This is a genomic window from Pseudoalteromonas xiamenensis, assembly GCF_017638925.1.
GTDB classification, from domain to species: Bacteria; Pseudomonadota; Gammaproteobacteria; order Enterobacterales; family Alteromonadaceae; genus Pseudoalteromonas; species Pseudoalteromonas xiamenensis.
In genome coordinates this window covers 1091382-1116437 of record NZ_CP072133.1, presented here as the reverse complement: position 1 = coordinate 1116437, position 25056 = coordinate 1091382, and the positions used below count along the sequence as shown (strand labels likewise).

Below are 25056 nucleotides of genomic sequence, written 5' to 3'. Positions count from 1 at the left end.
GCTTCTGACCAATTGACAAGAATAAAAGCGCACTATAGTTCATGACTATCAGTTTGCGTGTGGGTGGTCCAGTTTGTGATCAGGAAAAAACTTTAGTCGCACGGAGACGCTTCACTAAAATCTTTCACCAGTGTCCGTAACTGCGCCAGTTCAACCTTTTTCAACAGCACCTTTTGATGAAGTCGGTAAATGCCAATTAAACAGGCGGGCGATACTATCAGGCTATAAAACAGCAACATATTTAACGATATATTGTCCAGCCGAAACAAATACATCAGCCATAAGATCAATGTAAACAGTATCAGTGCCGAGCAACTTAGCTGGGTGTAGCGGTAATAGCGCAGGCTTAGCTGGCAACTGTTAAGCCTAAAATTGAGTAAGCCACTGCTGCTCCAGTTGTCATAGGCCAATATTGGCCGGTGTACCTGCCAACTGATATAGATTGTGGCAATAGCGCCTATCAGCAAGAATAGCACCGCGATGCAGTCCAACCAGCCTGGTTGGTTAAACAGCAACCATAATGCAGCGGCTGCCATAATCAATGCGCCAAGCCATTCTCCATACATCAGCATCTTTTGTGCGCGCTGGCGCTGTTGTGCTGGGGCCAGATCTGTCTTACTGGGCAGCATTTCTTCCGCCACCGTTTGCTGCCGCCAACTCTTAGCTAAGGTGGTAAAATCAAAATTATCGGCCATCTTACATTAACTCCATTAACTCGGTTTTGGCGCGGTTAAGACGCACCCGCACAGCACCGTGGCTTATTTGCAGAATATCTGCAATTTCCGGTGCAGTTAATTCTTCCATCGCCAACAATATCACCTGACGGTTCGCCGCGGACAATCGCCGTACAGCTTGCATTAGCTGTTGACTTTGCTGTTGCTCATCTAACTGTAGGGAGGGGCAGTCATCGAGCAGTTGGTATTGTACCTCGTCATCAAGCGGGTGCCATTTCTGTTGCTGCGCCCGAGCAATATGGTCAACCGTTACATTGTGTACAATGCGAAATAAATATGCGCGGGGCAACTCTGCCGTTTGTATGCGTTCAGCTGCCTGATACAGCGCAAGGAAAATATCCTGCTTTAAATCCTGTCGGGCCGCTGGGTCGGCCTCATTCGCCAGCAGGCTACGACTTATTGCGCCCTGATGCTTCTGCCAAAGCAGCATCACAAAATCGATAGCGCGTTTGCTGTTCTTGCTTCCTGTGATCAAAATTTGCTGCCTTGCTGTTAAGTGAGTTGTGTTAACTGGTTATGCAGTTATCTATTGTGCATACCCGTTAAGTCTGTTGTTAACCATCAAGTGTTACACAAAAATAAATAAAAATAATCTGTAACATCTAAAGAGAATTTAATGACTTAACTTACAACACCTGAACTTAACTAGAGTCACATTATGACTAAAGTTTTTACCTTAACCGTTATCGAAATGGTGTTGTATCACAATGCTACTTTAGCTAACCCAGCTACCAAACAGCTACTAGGCAATGGCTGGCTGATGGTAAAAGATGGCCGCATAGTACAAAGAAGTCAGCAGTAAGGCTATGTCACCTTGTTGCTGCTTTATAAGCCATATTAGCGAATCTGAGTAGCATTGAATTGTAAACTTGATTTTAAAACATACTAAATCTAGCGAGGAAATAATGATGGAAACTATTCAACAGTTAATCACGCCATATATTAATGTTTGGCAACAGGCCAACAACCAAAAACTGATATCTTTCGGCATATCGTTTGGTCTCTTGTGGCTGATTGCCATGGTGATTGAAGCCACAGTTAAAAAAGTGACAAAGGAATACTAAATGATGGAAAGCGTAAACGTGCTTATGAGTTCTATGATTCGAGCTTTTCAGCATGCTGATGCGGTATTTTTTATTGGCTTTGGCTTGTTCTTTTTAGCAGTGTGGTTTTTGCCTAGCTTGCTGGCTCTTGCATTTAACCGCAAACATCTGGGTAAAATTGCATTGCTAAATATTCCTGCAGGAGTTTCATGGGTTGCCTGGCTGGCACTTTTAGTATGGGCGGTAACTGGCAAGATTAGTAACAAGCTGGCAAGCAAAGAACATTTAAAGAAGGTGCAGTAGCTCTCATTTTACAATGCTATACGGCCCCATTTAAATTCTGCAGCACCTAGTCATTTAGTGCTGCTGCATTTTTATGTAATCGCGCCAGAAGAAGAAGGTTCTTCTGTATTTATGCCTAATATAAAGCAAAACGGCGTGACTGGTATGCATGAGAATTAAATAGCTTAATATTCGTTTTTTATTGAACGGGTTTGAGACTAATCGATGCACATATTTTGGGCAAATTCTCAGGAGTCATTCCTGATTGCAGAAATCCATCTGATGAACTCAATTTGGCTCTTTCTAATTCATTTGCTGCCATCATTTTATCTATCCAATCAATGTGAGTGGAAATCCTTGTGTAAAGCTCTTTCACTCCATATTCACCAACGTCTTTAAACCATGAATCCACTCTAGAACTAACACCGAGTATATAATACCCATCATTTTCTTTTATATAGGCAGGACCTCCACTGTCTCCATTTCCAGAGACGCCCTCAAGTTCGAGTCCTTCTTGACCTGATTCAAAGACGAATCGAAGGTCTGACTTAGTTACTGCTACAATCTTATTTTGCGCCTTACGTAATACGCCGCCATTGTCTTTATAGCTTATCGTTTCGCCAGTTAACCCCGTACCAGTGCCGCCACTTCCAATAAACCATATTTCTTTATCACGTTCATCTTGACTGCGAAACAATTTTGCTGGTTGTACACTAAGTACAGGCCTCATTAGCCTGATGAGTGCTAGGTCGTGTTCCTCACCTAGCTCGTAAGATGGGTAGCTGTACCTAGCCGCCACTTCGACCATTTCATTGCCAACTTGAATGTTCTGTCCACGATTCAAACAAAAAACGGTGTGAGCAGCGGTGAGGACCCATTCTGGATCAATCAATGTTCCATGCACACCGATATTATAAAATGTAGCAAGTGGTGGAAAATCTTCTTTGACAGCGAGATAGCTGTCAGCAGGTTTGTCATGTCGAATTACAATTGCTAGAGCTTTGGATGGCAATATCAGATTGACTATTAACAACGCGCTTAATCTTATCAAATATGAGTTTTTATGCATGTTTATTATTGTAATTGCGAAAGATTTTCACAAGAATGCCACACAATCTTGTGTCCATTTATTGTTAATTGTAAGAAAGTATTGTGATTGTTTTTAATACCTATTCTGAAAGTCCATAAGCGCTCAGGTTATTCAAGATTTCTAGCGCAAATGTTCGTTTGGTTCTTGCGTAGAACAGGATAAATGTTTTGCGTATTGCACGCTGTTAAATACTTTATCAATGGCTGCTATTCGTTCAAGGTTACTATTCCAATAAGGCTAACAGGCAGGATCTGCTATTTGAATTCGAGAGTTAAGGCTGGTCGCAAGGAAATTATTAGTGCAATTGTCGATACTTCAAATTCTAGCTAATATTGACAATAAGTCTTCATTTTGAAAGAGATAAAAAGTGTTCTTATTGATTTGGTTACTAGGGTTGAGCGTTACACTAGTATGTCTTTTGGGACTATATGCCTATGCTGGGACTTTAGACAAACAAGATTAATGCTACAAATTGCCCCGTCTAATTTTGTTTGAGGTATTGCATTTCAAAACCTTCGAAACTAAAGTAAAAAAAGCTGAAATATTGGGAAATCAGTAGAAATAAGCAAAAGCGAAATCCTTGAATTATCGCGAATAAGGTTAGTCCCAATTGGTTCATAGCTTTTGCGCTATGTTTTACTTATTCGTTTGGAGGATTTTGTGAATACATTCCTTTCTAAATCAGAAATCGTTGAGCTTACGGGTCGTAAGCAGCGTCAAAAGCAAATTGAACAACTTGCTGCTATGCACATCGTATTTACGATAGACGCTTTCGGTTGGCCAAAAGTTCTACGTAAAACCCTTGAATCTGAGCTTGGAGCTGTAAATTCGAGCTCGACTAGGCGAAATACTTTTCTTAATGACGATGAACTTTTCTTGGGGTAACTGTCATGGGAAGAAAACGTTCAGCGGAAAATGAAAATTTACCAAAAGGTATGATTTTCAATAAGAAAGGTCAAACATACTACTTGCGCGCGCACGGTCAAAAGGACATAAGACTAGGGAAAACAATCGCGGAGGCATTTCGTAATTACTACGCCTATGCTCAAATTAATTTTGAATGCCATACAATGCATGACCTAATTGATAGGTATCTAAAAGAAATATCAGTTACAAAGGCGATTGAAACCCACAAGAGCAATATAAGTGCTTCCAAACACTTAATGAAGAGGTTCGGTCATATGAACCCGCAAATGTTGAGGGCTAGGCATGCATATCAATATTTGGATTTGAGAAGTAGAGAAGGTGCGCCTATACGAGCAAACCGAGAGTTTGCGCTATTAAGTTCTATTATGTCACACGCGGTAAGATGGGGGGTTATAGACGATACGCCGTTCCATAAAATTATCCGCAACCCCGAGAAACCAAGAGATCGTTTAGTGACGGATGAAGAACTCACTAAGTTTTTACCATTTTGCCCTCGCTGGCTTCAGCTTTATATTGAGCTAAAGCTAGTCACTGGATTACGCCAAACGGACATGCTCAAATTAAACAGTAAAGATTGGGATGACAGTATTGGCTTAAAAGTGCAGGCATCAAAAACCAAAAGCCGGATCTTGTTTACAAACACTGGGTATATTAACGAGATTATAGCGGAGCTGAAACAAATCAATGGTTACCGAGGAACTCGTCACAATACACCTATACTCCATTGGTTTTTCTTCGCGTCTAGCAGTACTGCAATGAAGGACAGACCACTAACAGCGGAAGGGTTAAGAACTTCATGGAATAAAGCTATGAGAGCGGCAATTGGAGAAGGTAGTTTACAGCCGAATGAACGATTTCAAGAACGAGACTTAAGAGCTAAGACAGCAAGTGATTGTGAAAATATAATGCAAGCGTTTGAATTAATGGGACATTCGAGTATTGCGACAACAAAGCGAGTATACCGAAGAGGGTATTCGCAAGTAGATCCCCTTAACAGGCAAAAAGAACTCAATAAGGCAAAAAAACAAAGCATTGAAAAATAGAGTCAAAAGAGGCATTATTTTGAATAGCGATACAGTAAAATTAGCTAAGGCCTTTAACTTACTAAAAAATATAGGAGTTTTGGCTAATTTTACTTTGAATTTTAAACTAGACGAAAATAATAGGAAATTTTTGTTGATTTGTTTAGGAAAAACAGTATGATGCGCGCGTTGTCTCAGAGGATTGAAAATCCCCGTGTCGGTGGTTCGATTCCGCCTCTGGGCACCATCCCTTTATAAGGTATAGTGCCGACTTAGCTCAGTTGGTAGAGCAACTGACTTGTAATCAGTAGGTCATCCGTTCGACTCGGATAGTCGGCACCATTTATCCCTAAACATCTAAAATTCCAGAATTTCATCATCAAATTAGTTAATCTCTGCTGCTGTATTGCACATCCAAATTATTTTCATATTTCGCCACTTCGTTCTTAGATCAATTCAATAAAATCTTTGTATTTTCTGGGTATTCACTTAAGTTTTTGAAAATCAAATATAAAAATATGACTGCAGTTAAACAAACAAGAGATCCAATTTTTGGTAATCGTGCTTTTTGAGAAGTGGTAACGTTGAGAGAGTAAAGACATCGCTATATAGAAAAGAAGGAGTTCCCAAGCTTCGCGGATGCTGATGTCAGCCCTTGAACCCTAAGGTTCAAGGCGGAAAGCAACAGCCCACCGTAGGCTTCTCGGTACATGCCGAGCCTGCTCAATAGCAAGCAAACTGCATTCCTGAAAGAAAAGTATCGGCTCAGGGACTTAATCAACTGTCCAGCGAGCGAGGGAACAAATCAATTATATAAAACAACTATGGTATTCGATAGGGGAAAATTCAAATAAAAGTATCGTTTGCTTGCAATTTGACCCGATTGTTTAGACGCTAATCAACGTGGTGTACAGTAATTGCTTTAAACATTGGTGAAAGAAAAAAGCTAGTGTTAGCATTACACTATTGAGATAAGTCAAAACCGAGAATCGTGCATACATGATAGAGTTCCCAGACTACCAAGAAGCGCAAATGCTTCTAGAAAAACAAGATATTTTTGTCGCGCCATCTGAAGTACACGGCACCATCAGTGGTTTGTTGGCGTGTGGCCTGAGTATTGATGAAAAAGAATACCTCACTTTGTTAAGCGATGTGTTCAACGAGGGCCAAGCGTTTTCGACTGAACTGAAAGACTTATTCAGCAACCTCTACACTCAAGTAGTGGAAGGGTTTACGGATGAAGAGTTCCACTTTGATCTGTACTTACCGTCTGGCGATGAAACGCTCACGGATCAAGCCAACGGTTTAGTGTCTTGGGTGGCGGGCTTTATGTTAGGTTTTGGGCTTAAACAAAAAGACTACGGCAAGCTGTCTGCTGATGTGAAAGAAATCATCAAAGACTTTACTGAAATCTCACGTCTGGATACGACGTTTGACGACGGTGAAGAAGATGAAGCGGCCTTACATGAAATCATCGAATACGTTCGTGTGTCTTCTTTGCTTTGTTTCGCTGAAATGGGAAAAGACACGACTTCAACGACTAAAAAGAAGACGTTGCACTAATGATTGAAATTGCTGAATTCGTACAAAGACGAGCGCGCTTACTGGCGCAAATGAAACCCAATTCTATTGCCGTTGTTCCGGCTGCTCGTGAAGTGACACGAAGCCGCGATACGGAGTTCCCATTTCGTCAAGACAGTGACTTTTTCTACTTAACCGGCTTTAAAGAACCGGACGCGTTGTTGGTATTAACTAAAAGTCGCGAAGGCGAAACGCAAAGCATCTTATTCTGTCGTAATAAAGACAAAGTTGCAGAAATTTGGCACGGGCGCCGTCTTGGATATGAAGCAGCAAAAACCACATTAAGATTTGATGAGACGTATCCGCTTTCTTCGTTAGATGACAAGTTGCTTGAACTGCTTAATCTGAAGCGAGTGCTGTATTTTGCACAAGGGACTTATGCTGATTTTGATGAGCAAGTTTGGGGGCTTATCAGTACACTACGTGGAGCGCCTAAAAAAGGTTACCGAGCGCCTGAAATCATTCGCGATATTCGCACATTAGTGCATGAAATGCGTTTGTTTAAGTCACCAGCTGAACTTGATGTAATGCGCAAAGCTGCACAAATTAGTGCCGCTGCACATATTCGAGCGATGCAATTCTCAAAGCCTAACGCGACAGAATTTCAACTTGAAGCCGAAATCCATCACCACTATGCAATGAATGGTGCAAGACATCCGGCTTACGGTACGATTGTCGGTTCTGGTAACAATGCCAATATCCTGCATTACACTGAAAATAGCGACGTTTTAAAATCTGGGGATCTCGTACTCATTGATTCTGGCTGTGAACTTGAAGGTTACGCGGCGGATATTACGCGCACATTCCCCGTAAATGGCACTTTCAGTGACGCACAGAAAGCGATTTATAACTTAGTATTGGCTGCCCAGCTTGCCGCATTTGAACATGTAAAGCCCGGTGGAACATTAGTGGCCGCCAATCAATCGGCTATGCAAGTGATGACAAAAGGCTTGATTTCACTGGGTATTTTGAAAGGCACGGTAGATGAGTTAATGGAAAGCCAAGCGTGCAAGGCGTTTTATATGCATGGTCTTGGACATTGGCTGGGTCTTGATGTGCATGATGTGGGTGAGTATAAGCAAGACGAAAAAGATCGTCCTTTTGAACAAGGCATGGTGCTAACCATTGAACCAGGTTTGTATTTTGATGAAGATGCAGAAGTACCCAATGAATTTAAAGGCATTGGTGTGCGTATTGAAGACGATTTATTGGTGACCGCTACAGGTTACGATGTGTTGACGAAAGATGTGCCAAAAACAGTCGCTGACATTGAAGCGATCATGCAGAAATAACAAAAATCGAAGAAGTACTTGGACTCATGGAAAAAACGTCGAATTTTGATGTGGTGATTGTTGGTGGCGGACTGGCTGGAGCAACCGCGGCGCTGGCAATTAAAAAGCGATCACCACAGTGCTGTATTGCCGTGGTAGAAGCGAGTAAACCACAGAGTGAATACCATCCAAGTTTTGATGATCGCAGCATTGCATTGGCTGCCCAATCTGTTGAATACCTTTGTGACCTCGGTATTTTCTCTTTGAATAATGAGTACATGGCGAAAATCCATGATGTTTCAGTGTCCGATCGTGGTCATTTTGGTAAAGCATGGATCAATAAGGATGAATACGGTGTTGACGCTTTGGGTATTGTGGTCGAAGTCGCGCCGTTTGGTCATCAACTTCATACACAGATGTTGCAAAACGACATTACTCTTTTTTGTCCAGATACAGTAGAACGTATCGAACCAACTTTGGAATTCAGCCAAGTAACCCTTAACTCGGGCCTACAATTGAAGACAAAGCTGGTTGTTGTTGCGGATGGAGCGAATTCGCCAACTCGGCAATTACTGAAAGGTGAGTTTGACCGTGTAGCATATGAACAAGGTGCATTGATAGCGAATGTTGGGACTTCGCCCAGCCACATCATGGTAAAGCCTTTGAACGTTTTACGCAGCATGGGCCAATGGCATTATTACCAATGAGTCGAAACCGCTACTCTTTAGTTTGGTGTATGCCACAAGCAGAATTAGAAACATACCAAACGTTGCCTGAGGACACGTTTTTGCACGAATTACAAAGTGCGTTTGGCTACCGAGCGGGACAATTTGTACAAGTAGGTCAACGGGCGACCTACCCACTTGTGTTGGGGCGTGTAAATCCGTTAGTGCAGCATCGTTGTGTGTTTGTTGGGAATGCTGCGCATGCTATCCATCCGATTGCTGGGCAAGGATTTAACTTAGGCCTTCGTGATATCCAAGTGTTAGCCAAATTATTTGCGGAAACTCCGGCAGCAGAGTGGGGGGATTTTCGTTTTACCGAGGCTTACAAAATAGCTCGTGAACCCGATATTAAAAAGGTCATGACGTTGACCGATGCGTTAGTGCGATTGTTTTCAAATGAAAGTCGAATGATGGCGCTAGGCCGGAGCCTAGGGTTACTGTCCATGACACTTTCTCCGTCTTTAAAATCCCCATTGGCAAAGCAGTTAATGGGTAATATCGCGCAAGGAGTTTAAGTGATGCAGCAAGTTCAAGTTTGTATCGTGGGTGGCGGATGTGTTGGCCTTGCTGCTGCACTCGGTCTTGCGAAAAAGGGCGTACGCGTCGCCGTGATTGACAGTGGTAAAGCACCACATGCTTTAGGTGATGAGTACGAAACCCGAGTGTCAGCGATAAGCCTTGGCAGCCAACAGCTGTTCGACGCGCTCGGCGTGTGGAATGACATCGCCGCAATGCGTGCCGCGCCTTATCATGAAATGGATGTTCGCGACAAAGACAGTGCTGGGAAAATCGCTTTTAGTGGTAAAACGCTGGATTTACCCGAGCTTGGTCACATCGTTGAAAATGAAGCCATTCGCTTTGCGCTTTACAATGCGCTGAAGACGAATGTGAATGCAGAAGTACATTACAACACACGTTACCAAGCGTTACACCAAACACACACTGATGTGTTAGTCACGCTGGAATCAGGCATGCCCATTATGGCTAAATTGCTTGTAGCAGCAGACGGCGCAAATTCCGCAATTCGTAAACAGTTCAACATGCCCATTACATACTGGGATTACGACCACCACGCTATTGTAGCGACGGTTAGAACGCAGTTGCCGCACAATAGCACGGCACGCCAAGTCTTTTTGCCAACAGGGCCATTGGCGTTTTTACCGCTTCAAGACAGTTATAGCCATTCTATCGTTTGGTCGACTGAGCCAAGTCACGCAAGTGCGTTAATGGCGATGGACGAAACTGAGTTTAACAAAGCATTACATGAAGCGATTGATGGCCAATGCGGTCTTTGTTCACTGGTCAGTGAACGTGCGGTGTTTCCACTTACGATGCGCTACGCGAAAGAGTGGGTACAAGGGCGAGTGGTGTTGATGGGGGATGCGGCACACACGATTCATCCACTTGCGGGTCTTGGTATGAATTTAGGCTTGAAGGATGCCGCGCTGCTTATTGAGTTATTAAGTGAGCCAGCTGAAGAGTTCTGCAGTACAAAACTGCTTCGCGAATACGAGCGCCGTCGTAAACTTGATGCCCAAAAACACATTGCGATGATGCAAGGCTTAAAAACCTTGTTTGAAGGCAACAACCCACTGAAAAAACTTATTCGTGGTGTTGGGTTATCAATGGTTGATAAATTGAAATTTCAATTAAAGATTTATTTGCCAAGCAGGCGATAGAAGGCAAGTAGTTATTTTAATAAGGGCATTAGCTACTTCTAAAAACGCGACTTTAGGTCGCGTTTTTAGTTGAGAACCAGTTGAAGCGAAAATTCTATATACTGGTCCTTTTTCTTTGTTTTTATTCTTAAAACCAAATATTGTTTAGTGTTTGTACCTTTATCGTGGTATTTTTGTCCCTTTTATATAGTTGTACTAAAAGGGATAAAACTTCATGAGGAAGAATCTAGTCACATTAGCCTCTCTGGGCATTCTTGGAATACCATTCTCTACATTATCAGCGCCTTTAACTCAATACGATTCCGAAATCGTTGCAGGTGAGTTACAGCATACATTGCAAGTAGCGAATCAACTAGATATTGAAGGTGGTTCGCTTTCTTCATTATCGCGGATTGTAGTAAGTGCAAACGTCGCCGTTGCGTGGAGTGGTAGTCGGTTAGTGACGTTAAAACATGAAGAAAACAAGGTTGTTTTGCTTGCAGAACAATCGGTTGATCGTGAGTTATTTAATGATAATGAAAACTTTAACTTCTTAATTCATAGCGGTAAGGTGTTACTTTCTGTCGTAAATAGTGGCAGCAATCCGAAACTGGTCCGTTACGCATTTGTTGATGGTCAGTGGGCTGCGCAAGAATCAACGTCGTTGAGCATTAATGGATACAACACTCAATTCTCTCTTACGCCCTCAAATCAGCATTTAGTCTGGATAAACCGCGATAGTGCTGGGGTCTATAAGCTAGCCGAAAACGGCAGTGCTAGTTTAGTTGGTCAAATTAAAACAGTTAGCTCGAATAGGATCGGATTCAATAGCGCATTTTTTGATGAAGATAAAAATCGACTTTATCTATCAAATCATAATTATTCTAATGCAGAAACCGTATTAATGGAGCAGTGGACGCTTGATACGTCGACCCAGCAATTTAATAAACAAAAGTCGCTCACGGTATCTGAAAATAATTACAATCGCATCAAAACGGTTTTTCCGCATTTTGTTAATGGTAAACTTTACGCAACACGAGACGACGACCTATTAGAGATTGATGCAGAGTCAAGTGAGCAAACGTTATCTATTTTAAGTGCAGTTGGATTGCCGGGCTGGAATGAACCTACACAGATTGGCGACAGATTGTATCAAAATAGCGGTAGTTCAGTGTTCGAGATCCGTTATCTCAATGGTTCAATTTCGTCAAGAGCGATCAATTCAACTACTGGTATTAGCTCGAGCCAAATGACCGAATCGCACAGTTGGAGCTTTACGCAAAACGGAATCACAGCTGGAAAACTATCCCATACCTCTGGCAGTATCGTTGATTTAGATAGTATCTTTGATGGTGAGCAAAACATGCCTGCTTTCAATGATGCCAAGTCAATCTATCTTGATGACCAAGGACTGCTGGTTACAGTGTCACAACGCGCCCTAGATATCACATCAGTGTCTTCACAGCCGATCGCAAATCGTAATTATCCGCTGAAAAGTCTGGGTTTGAGAGAAAATAGTATTTATGGTGATTTGCTACCTTTTGCAAATGGCTTTTTAGTTAGTGGCAGAGATATCACAGCAGCTAACCGCGGTAACGAAGTGGTTTATATTGACCTAAGTGAGCCTGAGTCCCCAAAGGTAAAAGGTCTCAATCTAGAGGTAAATGGTAATCAGCTGTCTTTTGACTATAACAATCTGCGCTTGGTGGGAAATCGTTTATATGTGCCAGCAAATAGCAAACGCAATCTTGCCGTTTTTTCCTTGAATAATTCAGGGGAAGCAACGCTTGAAGCACATGTCGGGCTAGAACTCGTTTTTCGCGACAGTTATTACATCAATTTGTTCGCTGCTGATGATGCGGCTTTGATGAGTTATGAGGGGCAGTTATATAGTACAGAGTTAAGCAACGGTAGTATTAAGTTTACTAAAATGGCAGTACAAGATGTTATCTTGTCCACCGTCACGCGTTGGTCTTATGAATTTGGTAAATATCAAGTTCGCGATGACAGCTATCTCCATACTTTCGTAGCAAAAGACAACAAACTACAGCATCAAAGTACACAATTTGTTGGATGGAATAGCTACCGAGAAAAAAGACTGTCACCTGGCTATATGTTATCGGTTTCAGGCAGCGCAATCTTGGCCAACGCGATAAATCCGTACAACGGGGTTATCTCAAATCGTGCAGATGAAATTATCACACAAGAGTCTGGTGTTAGTTTTGATTCGTTTTTGACATCAAATAGCACTTCAAAAGACAAAGTGGCCATTAAAATAACAGATTCCTACTATAACGGTTTGCCAGCGACAATATCCATTGTGTCGTTTAACTCATCACCTTATCAGAGTAAAGAATTGGAGCCATTGTGGTTCCATGAAGGCGCCGACAATCAGTTTAGCCTGTCTGACTATGTGCAAGATGACAATGCTGGCGATGTGCTCACTTTCGCAAGCGATTCACTGCCTGCCAATGTTGAACTTTCTGACGCAGGCGTGCTAAGTGCAAAAGAAATTGGCACTGCATCACAAGACGTGAGCTTTACGGTTACAGACAGTGCCAATATGTCGTTAGCGCTAAACACGACGCTTCATTTTAACCATGCGCCAACGCTTTCAAGCGAAGTGGAGCTTTGGGCAAACCCAAATGCATCGTTTGCGTTTGATTTTAATGATTACGTGACTGACCCTGAGGGGCATACTTATTCATTTGAAACATCAGCAACGAGTGCTTTACCGGTAAAAGCAAACGGCTTAGTAACCGGAAGTTTCACTGAGTCAGGTGAAACCCAGCTCAGTGCCGTGGTCATTGACGAGTTCGGTGCTAAATCGACCTTAAGTGTATCCGTTATTGTAAACACGCCACCAACAGCAGGTCAGTTACCTGCAATTAATGTCAACGTGGCAGAAGCAATCTCAGCGGATCTCAGTACTGTTTTTAGCGACCCGAATAATCATGAGCTAACGTTCTCAGCACAAGGCTTGCCTGAAGGGCTACAAATCAGCTCAGGCGGTGTGTTGTCTGGCACCATACGTACGGCTGGAACCTACAGCGGGACGATAGTCGCGACCGATGAAATGGGGTTAGTTAACTTAGCAATATTAACAGTAACTGTAACTAAGCCTGTTGAACCTGCTGCAGAAAAAGAAAGCTCAGGCGGTGGTGTTGGATTGGGATTACTTGGCTTAATGCTATTAGGTGTAGGGCGCAGAAAGAAAAAAGCTTAAGGCTATTTTAACCACTAGGCGAGGCTTTATGCCTCGCATTTCAATCTGAAAACCAACGTCAAACCAAAAGTCAGCGAAGGGTAAACCTTCGCCTACATACCGCGTGCTTCAATTTGAAAGCCATTGCCAAACAATAAAGCCTATCCTGTAGGCGATGCTTTATGCCTCGCATTGCAAATTGAAAACCAACACCAAATCATAAAGCCAGCGAAGGGTAAACCGTTGCCTAAAGGCCAATCGATATAACCGTTCACAGACTAGGCTTAACTTCTTGCTTCTTACACAACTAATCTCGATGAAATAAACTCCGCCAATTTGTCCACGGCATTACTGGATTCATTGGTGTGTTTGACCAAACTAATCCCAATTGGACCAAGTTCAGGTAGTACTTCGGATTGCGCCTGATAAGGCAATTCATTTGGAACGGTGCTGCGGGCAAGTACCGTGATCCCTAACCCTTCTTTCAGTGCCGCAGTGAGGCCTGTTAAGTCTGCATTGCTGTAAATAATTCGATATTTCAAACCCGCATTGTCGAGTGCCTCAGTTGCGCGGCGGCGATAGATGCATCCTTCTGGAGCTGTGACTAAGGTAATGACATCGCGGTGCGCCAAACTTAAATCCCCAACCCAAACTAACTGATCCTGCATAAATGAAGGGAGGGTAGCAGAGTCTAAATCTTCATTCAGCGCTAATACTAAATCGAACTGGTCTTTCCGTGATACTGAAAGTAAGTGTTTACTCAGTCTCGATTTTACTTCCAATGCGACATCGGGATAGAGTGCAACGAAGTCACCAATAATGGCAGGTAAGATACGGGCGGCAAACTCAGAAGGAATACCCAAACGAACTTTACCCGTTACACTTTCAGAGGTGAATTGCTGTAAAATAGCGTCGTTGTATTGCAGCATTTGCTTAGCTAGCGGCAGCAACATTTCACCATATTGATTCAACACTTGCCGTTGACCCTGTTTTTTGAACAATCGTCGACCCAGCAAATCTTCGAGCCGCTTAATTTGCAAACTTACGGCTGGCTGAGAGAGTCCCAGTAAATCACCGGCTTTGGCAAAACCACCCAATTCAACTACCGCAACGAAGGTGCGCAACCCATCTAAAGATAAATTTTTCATAATATTAATAATCGAAATTTATAAACCCGCTTACATTAATATTATTTATCAATTGATAAATAATTACAATTTGTTGTTGCTCATGCGCCCCAATATACTCAAGGGATATTGTATCGTTCAGGTGTTTGTATGCCATTTGCAGCTACTATGTTCGCCAAACACACGCTTGGCCAAAACGCAGCGAATAACCAGTTACTCACAACGGGCAAACTGGCTGTATTAGACTTCAGCGGTTTTGAAGCAACCCCTTTTCTTCAAACCGAGCTTGGTCTTTCGCTTACCCGTCTTATGGCGCCAGGGCTTGGTTTACATGGCAAACTGGCAACAGGGGAGTCGTTCACCCTGTACTACTTCAGTGACACTGCCTACCGTTTTATCGCGGATGAAACGGCTATTCACGCCTTGTTACAGCTCTTCAACACCTTTGCATCCGACTACGACATCGCCTACGTTGCGCGTGAAGATCTCGCGGTAGCCACAATTTCTGGTGACGCGGCATTTGATTCGTTAGTCGAGACATTTGATTTAACGCCTGGCCTTCAACTGACTGACATCAAGCTTTGCTATGGTGCACAAAGTGGTGACGTATTTGTGACCTCGCTGGTGGCCGGAGAAGAAAAACAATTTCAATTAGTCAGCCAGACTGAGCAACTGCCAAAATGGCAAGCTCTTTGGCAGGATAAAGGTTTTATGCTGAACTAACCGTTCAGTAACTCCAGTATTGCAACGCGAACGCCTAAGCGTTTGCCAAACAACAAGCAGGAAGATTATGACTCAAAAAACCGTACTACATGCAAAGCACCTTGAAGCTGGCGCAAAAATGGTTGATTTCCACGGCTGGGAAATGCCAATCAACTATGGCTCACAAATTGAAGAGCACCACGCAGTGCGTAAAGATGCTGGTATGTTTGACGTATCGCACATGACGATTGTTGACGTGCAAGGCGCGGATGCAAAAGCATTCCTGCAAAAGCTAGTTGCGAATGACGTTGCAAAGTTAACGGTTGCGGGTAAAGCACTTTACACAGGCATGCTGAACGAGCAAGGCGGTGTTATTGATGACCTAATCATCTACTTCTTTGACGAAACAAACTACCGCCTAGTTGTAAACTCAGCAACGCGTGAAAAAGATTTAGCGCACTTGGCAGCAGTTTCTGCCGATTTCAGCGTAACAGTAACAGAGCGTCCTGAATTTGCGATGATTGCCGTTCAAGGCCCTAACGCAAAAGCAAAAGCAGCAGCGGTATTCACGGCAGAACAAAATGCAGCTGTAGAAGGCATGAAGCCTTTCTTCGGTGTGGAAGCTGGCGGTTTATTCATCGCAACAACAGGCTACACAGGTGAAGAAGGCTACGAAATCGTTGTGCATAACGATGACGCAGCGGACCTATGGCAAAAATTACTCGACGCAGGCGTTGCGCCGGCTGGCCTTGGAGCACGTGATACACTACGTTTAGAAGCAGGTATGAACCTTTACGGCCTAGATATGGACGAAAGTGTGTCACCACTAGCTGCAAACATGGCGTGGACGATTGCGTGGGAACCAGCAGAGCGTAACTTTATCGGTCGTGCTGTAGTTGAAAAACAACGTGAAGAGAAAAGCACCGACAAACTAGTAGGTCTTGTGCTTGAAAGCAAAGGTGTACTTCGTTCTGGTACTAAAGTTATCGTAGAAGGTGGCGAAGGTATTATCACTTCTGGTACATTCTCGCCGACATTAGGCTATAGTGTTGCATTAGCCCGTGTACCACGTTCAACGGGTGAAACAGCGCAAGTTGAAATGCGTAATAAGTTATTTGACGTTAAAGTAGTGAAGCCTTGCTTCGTACGTAACGGTAAAGCTGTTATTTAATAATAAAACGATGCGTATGCCCGTGCGTACGCATCAGTGTCTTAACCAAAGGAACAACAACATGAGCAACATTCCTAGCGAGTTAAAGTATGCGTCTTCTCACGAGTGGGTTCGCGACGAGGGCAACGGTGTTTACACAGTAGGTATCACTGAGCACGCGCAAGAACTTCTTGGTGATATGGTTTTCGTTGAGCTTCCAGAAGTTGGTGACGAAGTTGACGCGGGCGAAGACTGCGCGGTTGCTGAGTCAGTAAAAGCTGCTTCTGACATCTACGCACCAATTGGTGGTGAAATCGTAGCAATCAACGAAGATCTTGAAGGTTCTCCAGAGCTTGTAAACAGCGACCCATACGGTGACGGCTGGTTATTCAAAGTTAAAGCTTCAGATCTAGAAGAACTTGAAAATCTTCTTGACGCTGAAGGCTACGCGAACTCTATCGACGAAGAATAAGCGTAAGCGAATAAAGCAAAAGCCCCAATTTGTTGGGGCTTTTTGCATACCCCGTTTAGGGGTTCAGAAACGAGCGGCTTTCCATACACAGCAAGCGATTTCTGAACGTGCGGCGTTTTACCCAGACGCGCACATATGACACATTTGGCCAATGCCATCATTTGCCAGACTATTGAATTTGGATCATAGGAATCTAGACTAATGTCAAACGCTAAATCTCTTGAACAATTAGAGCAAAAGCAGGATTTTATTCGCCGCCACATCGGCCCAACGCCGGCGCAAATCGGTGAAATGCTATCTGCTCTTGGAGTATCGAGTGTTGAAGAGCTTATCGAGCAAACGGTACCTGCTGGGATCCGTTTACCAAAGCCACTTGAAATCGGTGAAGCACGCACTGAAGTAGAAGTTCTTTCTTACTTAAAATCAGTTGCGGGCAAAAACAAAGTATTCAAGTCATACATCGGCCAAGGTTACCACCCAACGCACGTTCCAAACGTTATTCTACGTAACGTACTAGAGAACCCAGGTTGGTACACAGCGTACACACCATACCAACCAGAAATTGCTCAAGGTCGTTTAGAGTCACTACTAAACTTCCAAACGTTGACATTAGATTTAACCGGTCTAGATCTTGCCTCTGCCTCACTGCTTGACGAAGCAACGGCAGCAGCAGAAGCGATGGCATTGGCAAAGCGTGTTTCTAAAGCGAAAAAAGCAAACGCTTTCTTTATCGCTGACGACGTACACGTACAAACTGCAGACGTCGTTAAAACACGTGCTGAACAGTTCGGTTTCGACATCATCGTAGGCCCAGCGGCTGAGGCTACAAACCACGAGATCTTCGGTGCGCTATTCCAATACCCAACAACAACGGGTGAAGTGGTAGACGTAACAAGCCTAATCGCACAAGTACAAGACAAAAAAGCGATTGCGTGTGTGGCTGCAGACATCATGAGCTTAATGCTACTTAAAGCACCAGGTAAACTGGGTGCAGACGTCGTACTAGGTTCTGCACAGCGCTTTGGTGTACCTATGGGTTACGGTGGTCCACACGCGGCATTCTTCGCAACTCGCGACGAGTACAAGCGTTCACTACCAGGTCGTATCATCGGTATTTCAAAAGACCGTTTAGGTAACGACGCGCTACGTATGGCGATGCAAACGCGTGAACAGCACATCCGCCGTGAAAAAGCGAACTCAAACATCTGTACAGCGCAAGTACTACTTGCCAACATGGCAGCGTTCTACGCGGTATACCACGGTCCACAAGGTCTAAAAATCATTGCTGAGCGCATCAACCGCTTTGCAAGCATCCTTGCGACTGGCTTAAAAGCAAAAGGCATCGCGCTTAAGCACGACACTTGGTTTGACACAATTACGGTAGTTGCAGCAAACAAAGCAGACATCGTGGCACGCTCACAAGCGAAAGGCGTTAACTTTGCAGTTAACCGCGAAGGCGAATTCAGCGTAGCACTAAACGAAACAACAACGCGTGAAGACATCGTTGAACTATTCGACATCATCGTAGGCGAAGGCCACGGTCTTGACGTAGCAGCGCTAGACGCAGAAGTGGCAGCAAACGGCATCACAGGTATTCCTGCAAGCCTAGTACGTGACGACAAAGTCCTAACGCACGAAAACTTCAACAGCTACCACAGCGAAACAGAAATGCTTCGTTATGTTAAGCGTTTAGAGAACAAAGACTTAGCACTTAACCACTCAATGATTTCATTGGGTTCATGTACGATGAAGCTAAACGCGACAGCGGAAATGATCCCAGTAACGTGGCCAGAGTTTGCAAACCTTCACCCATTCTGCCCATTAGAGCAGGCTGAAGGCTACCAAATCATGATGGGCGAGCTACACGACTGGCTTGTTAACATCACAGGTTACGACGCGGTATCACTGCAACCAAACTCAGGTGCACAAGGTGAATACGCAGGTCTAATCGCAATCCGTAAATACCACGAGTCACGTGGCGATGCGCACCGTAACATCTGTTTGATCCCAAGCTCTGCGCACGGTACAAACCCTGCAACAGCGCAAATGGCCAGCATGAAAGTAGTCGTTGTTGCGTGTGACAAAGACGGTAATATCGATATGGCTGATCTTCGCGCGAAAGCCGAAGAAGTATCAGAAAACCTAGCGTGTATCATGGTAACGTACCCATCAACGCACGGTGTATACGAAGAGTCAATCCGTGAAGTGTGTGACATCATCCACTCACACGGCGGCCAAGTATACATGGACGGCGCGAACATGAACGCGCAAGTGGGTGTTACAAGCCCAGGCTTTATCGGTTCGGACGTATCGCACCTTAACCTACACAAAACATTCTGTATCCCACACGGCGGCGGCGGCCCAGGTGTTGGCCCAATCGGCGTTAAAGCACACCTTGCGCCATTTATGCCAGCGCACAGCCTAGTCAGCGTGAAAGGAACAACCGAAACAAACGGTGCGGTATCAGCAGCGCCATTTGGTTCAGCGGCTATCCTGCCAATTTCTTGGGCATACATCGCGATGATGGAACCAGAAGGCTTGAAGCAAGCGACTGAAATCGCCATCCTTAACGCGAACTACCTAACGCAAAAGTTAAGCGAGCACTTCCCAATTCTTTACCGTGGCCGTAATGACCGCGTAGCGCACGAATGTATCGTTGATCTTCGTCCGCTTAAAGAAGCGTCTGGCATCACAGAAATGGACGTAGCAAAACGCTTAATGGACTACGGTTTCCACGCGCCAACAATGTCGTTCCCAGTAGCGGGCACGCTAATGATTGAGCCAACAGAATCTGAGTCTAAAGTTGAAATCGACCGCTTTATCGAAGCAATGGTTTCAATCCGTGGCGAAATCGCGAAAGTGGAATCAGGCGAATGGTCTGTAGAAAACAACCCGCTAGTATTTGCTCCGCACACGCAAGGCGACGTGCTAGGCAACGAGTGGGATCGTGCCTACGACCGTTTCTACGCAGCATTCCCAGTTGCGTCAGTGATGAAAGATAAATTCTGGCCAACGGTTACACGTATCGATGACGTATACGGCGACCGTAACTTAGTGTGTTCATGTCCTTCAACGGATACGTATGCTGAGTAAGTCACTGACTTAAAAGTATAAAAATTGAAAAGCCGACGTAAGTCGGCTTTTTTTATGGGTTTGAAAATTTGTTTCTAAGGTGAGAGTGCGCTCGTCTTTTCTAACCGCCTTCAATTTCAATTCTTGTCGCGTTGGCGATGGCAACCAAAGAGGGGCTGGCGCTTACCCCCTCTCTGGACTCTCCCAGCGCCCCTAAATCACGCTGAATCTTCAAATTACCAATTGATGTGAACGTAAACGGCGACATAGGCCATCCATGGCCTAACTCGCCTTTCATTTCATCCATGAAATGAATTACTCATCAATTGCTTATTTTCAGGCGTGATAGAAGGGGGAGAGGGGGTTGAGTTTGGGGATAGATTGAAGAAATTCTACTAGACAATTAATTTACTAGCGAGTAAGGGAGAAATGCAGATTAATCTTTGAAGTATCAGTCAAAATTATTAAAAGTTGTATTTTTGAAGCTATTGAATTTTAATACAAACACTCAAATGTGTAGTAGTTTCAATGTCGGAATTTAAATTTTTGTAAAGGAGTGAAAGTGGAAATTCAGTTAGAAGTAAAAATTGATTCGCCGGAATATGAAGTGGATATGAAAACAGGTTTGGACACTCTTCAGGGTACGTCTGACACCATTAGAACAATAGCAGAAACGATTCTCAAGAAAAGAATAGTCCAAAAGAAATTTTCGGATAGCTCGATCAGAACAAAAATGAAAAAGACTTTTGAAGGATCTTATGGCATGTTCTTCTCATTGTACATTGGTCCTGATATGGAACCGCAGTACAAGGAAGTAGGGCGCTCAGCACTTTTGGAGTTACTAAGCTTTTTTATGCATGATGCATTACATCTAATCCCCGACTTCACTTTAGGTAATAGAGCCTCAAAATGTGCTAACTAAAATGGGCGATGATGCTGAAGAGCTTACGAAGCAATTGCGTTGTCAAAAAAATGGACTGAAGACTATGCATGAGATATGTGACAAATTTGGATATCCCGTTACAATTTCTTATAAAAAGACAAATGGAGACCGTCTTGAATTGATACGGATAGATAGAAGTACAATTACAAATATGGTACCTAAAGTGGGCAAGGAAGAAAAAACAATTTTTGCGGGAATCACTAGGTTCAATATTCACACTGGAAATGGGAGGCTACTTTTAAAAGGTGACGAAGAAACTGTTTCATTTGGTTTTGGGCTTAAGTTTAAAGACATGGCACACAAAATTAAAAAAGTTTTCACTGAAAATTTAAACCTTAATAATGGGGTTTCATCTGAAAGTTATATAAATTTGAAGTTGGTTGTAAATGAAGTTCAGCGTAATGATGGTGCCATTATAAAATACATTGTTAGGGCAGTATATATTGATGCTTAATGTTATTTTAATTGCAGCTTTTTTGATTTTAAGCATTGCATCTATATATTTATTCTACTTTGGTATTCATCTTGATTTTACAATTTCAAAAGATACAGGAGTTTGGGGGGCTTTTGGCGACTATATGGGGGGAGTTTTAAACCCAACTTTAACGTTTTTAACAATCGTCATTCTCATCCGCTCTTTACAAGCGCAAATCGACGCTAATAATCAGCTGAAATCTGAGCGCCAAGCGAACCAGTTGCTAGAAAAAAGAAAGGCTTTTGAGAGTTTATTTTTCAAAATGTTAGATTCACTTGAATGCTCGTTTTCACAATTTAAGTTAGAGTTTGTTGTTGAAAGTAAGATTAAAGAATTTTACTCAGATGCTGCAATAATTCAATTTGAAAGTTATATTGAAAATTGGAAAAACAGTAATGAATCTGACAGTCCAGAAAAAATGTTTGCTGATTTGGATACTCATGATCAAATTTATAATTTAATTAGGCGATATCAACAAATTCTTAAAGTTATCAATGATAACTTAAGTGATGAATGCGGTTTTGAACAAGCAGATAGGTGTAAATTTATTCAGATAATGATTAGTTTCACAAATTTTTCTTTGTTAAGATTGTTTTTTTATTATATTGCCAATGTTGATAATTTTCGAACAAAGTATTTTATCAATTGCCCTGAATTTAACAAAGTGATACAAGAGAATCGCGTGGCACTAGATGATTTTAAAATCCTAAAAACTGACGAGTCAGCGTGAACTAGAATCGGCGGGGTCACCCCATTAGAGATAAACAGAGTGTTGGGGTCACCCATTAGTCAGCCGTTGTAAAGTGCGCGAGAGACTCTCTGAAATAGCCAGAAATAGCCAACGGGGTCACCCATTAGTCAGCCGTTGTAAAGTGCGCGAGAGACTTTCTGCCGAATTATTTTCAGCATTAAACAGAAGTCACTCAATTTTCACTCGCGCCCGTTTTTTTCTTTGGTTTGATGTCGGATAATCATCCGCACCAGTCACCCATCTGGTTCTAGGTAAGTAACCTTACCCCAAGCGTCTGCTCCACAAAATACTCGGTGCCAGCAACGTGTCCATATAGAAATAACAGAAACTGTGGTTCAATTTAATGACCAACCTTTTAGTGGCTCACGTGCTAGGCGAATGATTAAATCAAGTGGCCGATAAACCCATCCAATCAGAGTCTACTGGTTCATACCAACCCCTTTGCTGGCTTGGGTTTATCAGCCGAACGCTTTGTCAACATCAAACGGTTCATTATTCTTCAACATATAATATGCAGCTCTTGCCAGTTTGTGGGCCACCGCTCTAATAGCAACGATGCCATTCTTTTTTTGGTACTTACGGTCATAAAAAGCTTTCACTTTTGGTTCGTAGCGAACTGCCATATGCGCCGCTTGTGAGAATGCCCAAGAAAGGTATTTGTTACCACTTTTGGCATTACCTTCGCCTTTTTTCTTATTGTTACTCTCCCTTAAACTTTGTACACAACGGCAATAAGATGCGTAATCGCCTACAGTTTCAAATCGCGCAGTAGTACCAGTTTCGAGCAAAATGGTGAGTCCAAGTACGGGGCCTATGCCCGTCATCGTTTGCAGTAAATCAAGCTGTTTCGGAGCTTCGATGGCTTGTTCAGCTTCCTCTTCCAGTAGCTTAATTTCAGACTGGATTGAGCGAAAAATACGTAAGTTGGTGTCCGCAGCTGTTTTTAAGTGATGTGTTAGTAAAGTCACTTCAAATGACTTCTTTTTAATTTGGCTACTACTCACCCGAACGCCAGAGCTGCGCCAAATTTGGTTTTGAATAGACAATAATTGCTTACTAGCTAACTGCACGAGCTGCATTCTTCTGCGCAACATATCACGCACCGCTCGCTGCTCTTTAGGGTAGATGTACCCCGTAGGCAAAATTCCTAAACGCATCAAGTGGGCAAGGTGAAAAGCATCTTTAAAATCACCCGAATATTTAAGCCCTTCATATTGTTTAACAGCAGCCGTATTGACCAACAGCATGTGAAAGCCATTTGCGGCTAAACCATCGACCAACCAGTACCAATTGAATGTTGACTCGACAGCCACGCCGACTAATTGTTCTTTAAACGGCGTTAAGTATTCCAAGCACAGTGAAAGATCATTAGCGATGCGTTTTGAGAAAACGGTTTTATCGTTCTCATCGTTAACAACAATGACGTGATTATTTGAATGTAAATCGATACCACAGTAAAGTGCCATAACAGTCTCCGGTCAGTCTTGGTTTGAGCACCTGTTAGCATAGCTAACAAAGGCCCCGGAGGCTGACTAGAGGATTATCAGGTCTTGCTGACCCTATTAGTTCACAGGCGCCTCAAGTCTGGCCTTCATCCTATAACCTACAGACATCACCTTTTCCCTTTTATCACACCCTGAAAAGAATGAATTGATAAATAATGAGGCAAAAAGTCGTCTACTGAAGTAGTGGCAGTTCAAATCACATTTAACCTTGTGCCTGAAATGGGGTTTAATTAATGAAGGTTGTAAACGTTGGTAATAGTATGTTTCTGTGTTTGTGCTGCTAGTTGAGAAACAGGTTCGAGGGTCGTTCGATATTTAAGCAAAGAAAAACCATCTTTATTATGATAAACTGATTCGTAACGCCTGCTTTTCCCGAGCGCTAGGTACGAGCTTTATTATCGCTGTTTGTATAACTCGACCACTTCCTTAGCGGGCTCCAGTAGTCAATGCTCATCAATTTCGAGCACATAATTCAATGACTGTGAATAAAACGAATGGGTGCCCCCAGCTTTTTCCGATTATCAAACTGAGTGTTTTATGAAAAATATTGCTGTATTTGTGGATGTGCAAAATATCTATTACACCACGCGAGATACCTTCGCTCAATCGCTAAATTACCGTCGCGTGTGGCAATATCTTTCGGAGCAGGGCAATATTGTTCTGGCCAATGCATATGCGATTGCACCAAATGATGACTCTCAACACAAATTTCAAAAAGCGCTCTCGCATATTGGTTTTAATGTAAAGCTGAAACCGTTTATTCAGCGAAAAGATGGATCGGCTAAAGGCGACTGGGATGTTGGGATCACCATCGATGTGCTTGAACATGCCGCTGAGGTTGATGTGATTTGCCTACTTTCTGGTGACGGCGACTTTGATTTATTAATGCAAAAAGTAGCTGCAAAGTTCGGCGTAGAAACTTGGGTAATTGGCGTAGAGCCGTTAACGGCAAATACGTTAATTCAGAGTGTCAGCCGCTTTATTCCAATTGAAACCACGTGGTTGCTGCGATAAGACACCGAATAAAGAGCTGCAAGAAGGTAGCGGTTAAGTTTTGTTTTCGAACATTTATCGAAAGATTAACTCAGGTTAATTAACCTTATTCTGTTTTGGGCTTTGTAATGAACACGGTTGTTGACACTGCTCTGAATAGGTTGAATAGCAAAACTCAGTTCGGCTTACATTTATTTTACAATAAAACTTATTTGTATTAATTTTAGATACATCACGGTACTTATTTCGTGATAGCAAACTTTAAAAATCTACAAAAAGGATATTGAAAATGAAAATAAAGCTTCAAAAAAAGCTACTTAAAAAGCTC

The 25056-nt window shown here is 43.0% G+C and carries 22 protein-coding genes, 1 tRNA gene, 1 other RNA gene and 2 pseudogenes; 19 read left to right on the top strand and 7 right to left on the bottom strand.

The features are described 5' to 3' along the window. Nucleotides 1-92: 92 nt before the first annotated feature. The gene (locus J5O05_RS05470; protein WP_208843938.1) at nt 93-695 is read right to left on the bottom strand and encodes a hypothetical protein; all 603 of its coding nucleotides are present in this window, start codon (nt 693-695) and stop codon (nt 93-95) included. 1 nt (nt 696) lies between these two features. Further along, nucleotides 697-1209, bottom strand: coding sequence for an RNA polymerase sigma factor (locus tag J5O05_RS05465; protein WP_244369858.1), 513 nt, complete (start codon nt 1207-1209; stop codon nt 697-699). A 183-nt stretch (nt 1210-1392) separates the two neighbouring features. Between J5O05_RS05465 and J5O05_RS05460 the strand changes: the two genes are divergently transcribed. From J5O05_RS05460 to J5O05_RS05450, 3 genes are all read left to right on the top strand, one after another. Beyond that, nucleotides 1393-1536, top strand: a complete 144-nt coding sequence (locus J5O05_RS05460; protein ID WP_208843937.1) for a hypothetical protein — start codon at nt 1393-1395, stop codon at nt 1534-1536. Between the two features lie 103 nt (nt 1537-1639). Further along, nucleotides 1640-1798, top strand: coding sequence for a hypothetical protein (locus tag J5O05_RS05455; RefSeq protein WP_208843936.1), 159 nt, complete (start codon nt 1640-1642; stop codon nt 1796-1798). Continuing rightward, a complete protein-coding gene (locus J5O05_RS05450; protein WP_244369857.1) occupies nt 1799-2080 on the top strand; it encodes a superinfection immunity protein in 282 nt (93 codons plus the stop codon). It begins immediately after the preceding gene. A gap of 178 nt (nt 2081-2258) precedes the next feature. Here J5O05_RS05450 and J5O05_RS05445 read toward each other — a convergent pair whose 3' ends face one another. Then, nucleotides 2259-3092 carry a S1 family peptidase gene (locus J5O05_RS05445; protein WP_244369856.1) on the bottom strand — a complete coding sequence of 278 codons (834 nt, stop codon included), beginning with the start codon at nt 3090-3092 and terminating at the stop codon, nt 2259-2261. A 717-nt stretch (nt 3093-3809) separates the two neighbouring features. On the opposite strand from J5O05_RS05445, the gene J5O05_RS05440 reads away from it, so the two are divergent. The 3 genes from J5O05_RS05440 to J5O05_RS05430 all read left to right on the top strand — a co-directional run bounded on the left by J5O05_RS05440 (nt 3810) and on the right by J5O05_RS05430 (nt 5440). Further along, nucleotides 3810-4034 carry a DUF4224 domain-containing protein gene (locus J5O05_RS05440; protein WP_208843934.1) on the top strand — a complete coding sequence of 75 codons (225 nt, stop codon included), beginning with the start codon at nt 3810-3812 and terminating at the stop codon, nt 4032-4034. A gap of 296 nt (nt 4035-4330) precedes the next feature. Beyond that, nucleotides 4331-5119, top strand: a complete 789-nt coding sequence (locus J5O05_RS05435) for a tyrosine-type recombinase/integrase (protein WP_208843933.1) — start codon at nt 4331-4333, stop codon at nt 5117-5119. A gap of 245 nt (nt 5120-5364) precedes the next feature. After that, nucleotides 5365-5440 (top strand) — tRNA-Thr (locus tag J5O05_RS05430). Nucleotides 5441-5718: 278 nt separating this feature from the next. On the opposite strand, the gene ssrS is transcribed toward J5O05_RS05430, so the two are convergent. Then, a non-coding RNA gene (gene ssrS, locus J5O05_RS05425) (6S RNA) lies at nt 5719-5901 on the bottom strand. Between the two features lie 196 nt (nt 5902-6097). Here ssrS and J5O05_RS05420 point away from each other — a divergent pair. From J5O05_RS05420 to J5O05_RS05400, 5 genes and pseudogenes are all read left to right on the top strand, one after another. Next, complete coding sequence (locus J5O05_RS05420; protein WP_208843932.1) at nt 6098-6661, top strand: UPF0149 family protein; 564 nt, start codon at nt 6098-6100, stop codon at nt 6659-6661. Next, on the top strand, nt 6661-7971 hold the full coding sequence (pepP, locus tag J5O05_RS05415; RefSeq protein ID WP_208843931.1) for a Xaa-Pro aminopeptidase: 1311 nt from the start codon (nt 6661-6663) through the stop codon (nt 7969-7971). The genes J5O05_RS05420 and pepP overlap by 1 nt, the downstream gene beginning before the upstream one ends. A gap of 26 nt (nt 7972-7997) precedes the next feature. Beyond that, nucleotides 7998-9190: pseudogene (gene ubiH, locus J5O05_RS05410) on the top strand (2-octaprenyl-6-methoxyphenyl hydroxylase). A gap of 3 nt (nt 9191-9193) precedes the next feature. Continuing rightward, a pseudogene (locus tag J5O05_RS05405) lies at nt 9194-10365 on the top strand (FAD-dependent oxidoreductase). A gap of 203 nt (nt 10366-10568) precedes the next feature. Further along, complete coding sequence (locus J5O05_RS05400; protein WP_208843930.1) at nt 10569-13559, top strand: putative Ig domain-containing protein; 2991 nt, start codon at nt 10569-10571, stop codon at nt 13557-13559. Nucleotides 13560-13837: 278 nt separating this feature from the next. Here the strand turns inward: J5O05_RS05400 and J5O05_RS05395 are convergent, their stop codons facing one another. Beyond that, on the bottom strand, nt 13838-14686 hold the full coding sequence (locus J5O05_RS05395; protein ID WP_208843929.1) for a LysR family transcriptional regulator: 849 nt from the start codon (nt 14684-14686) through the stop codon (nt 13838-13840). Nucleotides 14687-14815: 129 nt separating this feature from the next. On the opposite strand from J5O05_RS05395, the gene J5O05_RS05390 reads away from it, so the two are divergent. The 4 genes from J5O05_RS05390 (at nt 14816) to gcvP (ending at nt 20082) form a co-directional block, all read left to right on the top strand. Continuing rightward, a complete protein-coding gene (locus J5O05_RS05390; RefSeq protein ID WP_208843928.1) occupies nt 14816-15388 on the top strand; it encodes a hypothetical protein in 573 nt (190 codons plus the stop codon). A 67-nt stretch (nt 15389-15455) separates the two neighbouring features. After that, nucleotides 15456-16538 carry a glycine cleavage system aminomethyltransferase GcvT gene (gene gcvT, locus J5O05_RS05385; RefSeq protein WP_208843927.1) on the top strand — a complete coding sequence of 361 codons (1083 nt, stop codon included), beginning with the start codon at nt 15456-15458 and terminating at the stop codon, nt 16536-16538. A 61-nt stretch (nt 16539-16599) separates the two neighbouring features. After that, entirely contained in the window at nt 16600-16989 is a 390-nt protein-coding gene (gene gcvH, locus J5O05_RS05380; protein WP_208843926.1) for a glycine cleavage system protein GcvH, read from the top strand. A 201-nt stretch (nt 16990-17190) separates the two neighbouring features. Next, nucleotides 17191-20082 (top strand): aminomethyl-transferring glycine dehydrogenase, encoded by a 2892-nt coding sequence (gene gcvP / locus J5O05_RS05375; RefSeq protein WP_208843925.1) that lies wholly within the window; start codon nt 17191-17193, stop codon nt 20080-20082. Between the two features lie 100 nt (nt 20083-20182). On the opposite strand, the gene J5O05_RS05370 is transcribed toward gcvP, so the two are convergent. Then, complete coding sequence (locus tag J5O05_RS05370; protein WP_208843924.1) at nt 20183-20368, bottom strand: hypothetical protein; 186 nt, start codon at nt 20366-20368, stop codon at nt 20183-20185. A 255-nt stretch (nt 20369-20623) separates the two neighbouring features. Here J5O05_RS05370 and J5O05_RS05365 point away from each other — a divergent pair, with 255 nt between their 5' ends. Genes J5O05_RS05365 through J5O05_RS05355 form a run of 3 tightly spaced genes read left to right on the top strand, consistent with a single transcriptional unit; the run spans nt 20624 to nt 22209 of the window. Then, on the top strand, nt 20624-20983 hold the full coding sequence (locus J5O05_RS05365; RefSeq protein WP_208843923.1) for a hypothetical protein: 360 nt from the start codon (nt 20624-20626) through the stop codon (nt 20981-20983). Beyond that, complete coding sequence (locus J5O05_RS05360) at nt 20973-21458, top strand: hypothetical protein (protein WP_208843922.1); 486 nt, start codon at nt 20973-20975, stop codon at nt 21456-21458. The genes J5O05_RS05365 and J5O05_RS05360 overlap by 11 nt, the downstream gene beginning before the upstream one ends. Beyond that, nucleotides 21448-22209, top strand: a complete 762-nt coding sequence (locus J5O05_RS05355) for a hypothetical protein (protein WP_208843921.1) — start codon at nt 21448-21450, stop codon at nt 22207-22209. Before J5O05_RS05360 ends, J5O05_RS05355 begins: the two co-directional genes overlap by 11 nt. 479 nt (nt 22210-22688) lie before the next feature. Here J5O05_RS05355 and J5O05_RS05350 read toward each other — a convergent pair whose 3' ends face one another. Continuing rightward, nucleotides 22689-23696: an IS110 family RNA-guided transposase gene (locus J5O05_RS05350; RefSeq protein WP_208843242.1), complete on the bottom strand. Its 1008-nt coding sequence runs from the start codon at nt 23694-23696 to the stop codon at nt 22689-22691. Between the two features lie 576 nt (nt 23697-24272). On the opposite strand from J5O05_RS05350, the gene J5O05_RS05345 reads away from it, so the two are divergent. Next, on the top strand, nt 24273-24749 hold the full coding sequence (locus tag J5O05_RS05345; protein WP_208843920.1) for an NYN domain-containing protein: 477 nt from the start codon (nt 24273-24275) through the stop codon (nt 24747-24749). Nucleotides 24750-25056: the final 307 nt, after the last annotated feature.

Excerpts from the sequence above, each read along its gene's own strand:
- J5O05_RS05470 (WP_208843938.1), bottom strand. The coding sequence starts at position 695 with ATGGCCGATAATTTTGATTTTACCACCTTAGCTAAGAGTTGGCGGCAG.
- J5O05_RS05345 (WP_208843920.1), top strand. The coding sequence starts at position 24,273 with ATGAAAAATATTGCTGTATTTGTGGATGTGCAAAATATCTATTACACC.
- gcvT (WP_208843927.1), top strand. The coding sequence starts at position 15,456 with ATGACTCAAAAAACCGTACTACATGCAAAGCACCTTGAAGCTGGCGCA.
- J5O05_RS05370 (WP_208843924.1), bottom strand. The coding sequence starts at position 20,368 with ATGGATGAAATGAAAGGCGAGTTAGGCCATGGATGGCCTATGTCGCCG.
- J5O05_RS05455 (WP_208843936.1), top strand. The coding sequence starts at position 1,640 with ATGATGGAAACTATTCAACAGTTAATCACGCCATATATTAATGTTTGG.
- J5O05_RS05395 (WP_208843929.1), bottom strand. The coding sequence starts at position 14,686 with ATGAAAAATTTATCTTTAGATGGGTTGCGCACCTTCGTTGCGGTAGTT.
- J5O05_RS05350 (WP_208843242.1), bottom strand. The coding sequence starts at position 23,696 with ATGGCACTTTACTGTGGTATCGATTTACATTCAAATAATCACGTCATT.
- gcvP (WP_208843925.1), top strand. The coding sequence starts at position 17,191 with ATGTCAAACGCTAAATCTCTTGAACAATTAGAGCAAAAGCAGGATTTT.
- J5O05_RS05400 (WP_208843930.1), top strand. The coding sequence starts at position 10,569 with ATGAGGAAGAATCTAGTCACATTAGCCTCTCTGGGCATTCTTGGAATA.
- pepP (WP_208843931.1), top strand. The coding sequence starts at position 6,661 with ATGATTGAAATTGCTGAATTCGTACAAAGACGAGCGCGCTTACTGGCG.
- J5O05_RS05390 (WP_208843928.1), top strand. The coding sequence starts at position 14,816 with ATGCCATTTGCAGCTACTATGTTCGCCAAACACACGCTTGGCCAAAAC.
- J5O05_RS05420 (WP_208843932.1), top strand. The coding sequence starts at position 6,098 with ATGATAGAGTTCCCAGACTACCAAGAAGCGCAAATGCTTCTAGAAAAA.
- gcvH (WP_208843926.1), top strand. The coding sequence starts at position 16,600 with ATGAGCAACATTCCTAGCGAGTTAAAGTATGCGTCTTCTCACGAGTGG.
- J5O05_RS05460 (WP_208843937.1), top strand. The coding sequence starts at position 1,393 with ATGACTAAAGTTTTTACCTTAACCGTTATCGAAATGGTGTTGTATCAC.
- J5O05_RS05435 (WP_208843933.1), top strand. The coding sequence starts at position 4,331 with ATGAACCCGCAAATGTTGAGGGCTAGGCATGCATATCAATATTTGGAT.
- J5O05_RS05450 (WP_244369857.1), top strand. The coding sequence starts at position 1,799 with ATGATGGAAAGCGTAAACGTGCTTATGAGTTCTATGATTCGAGCTTTT.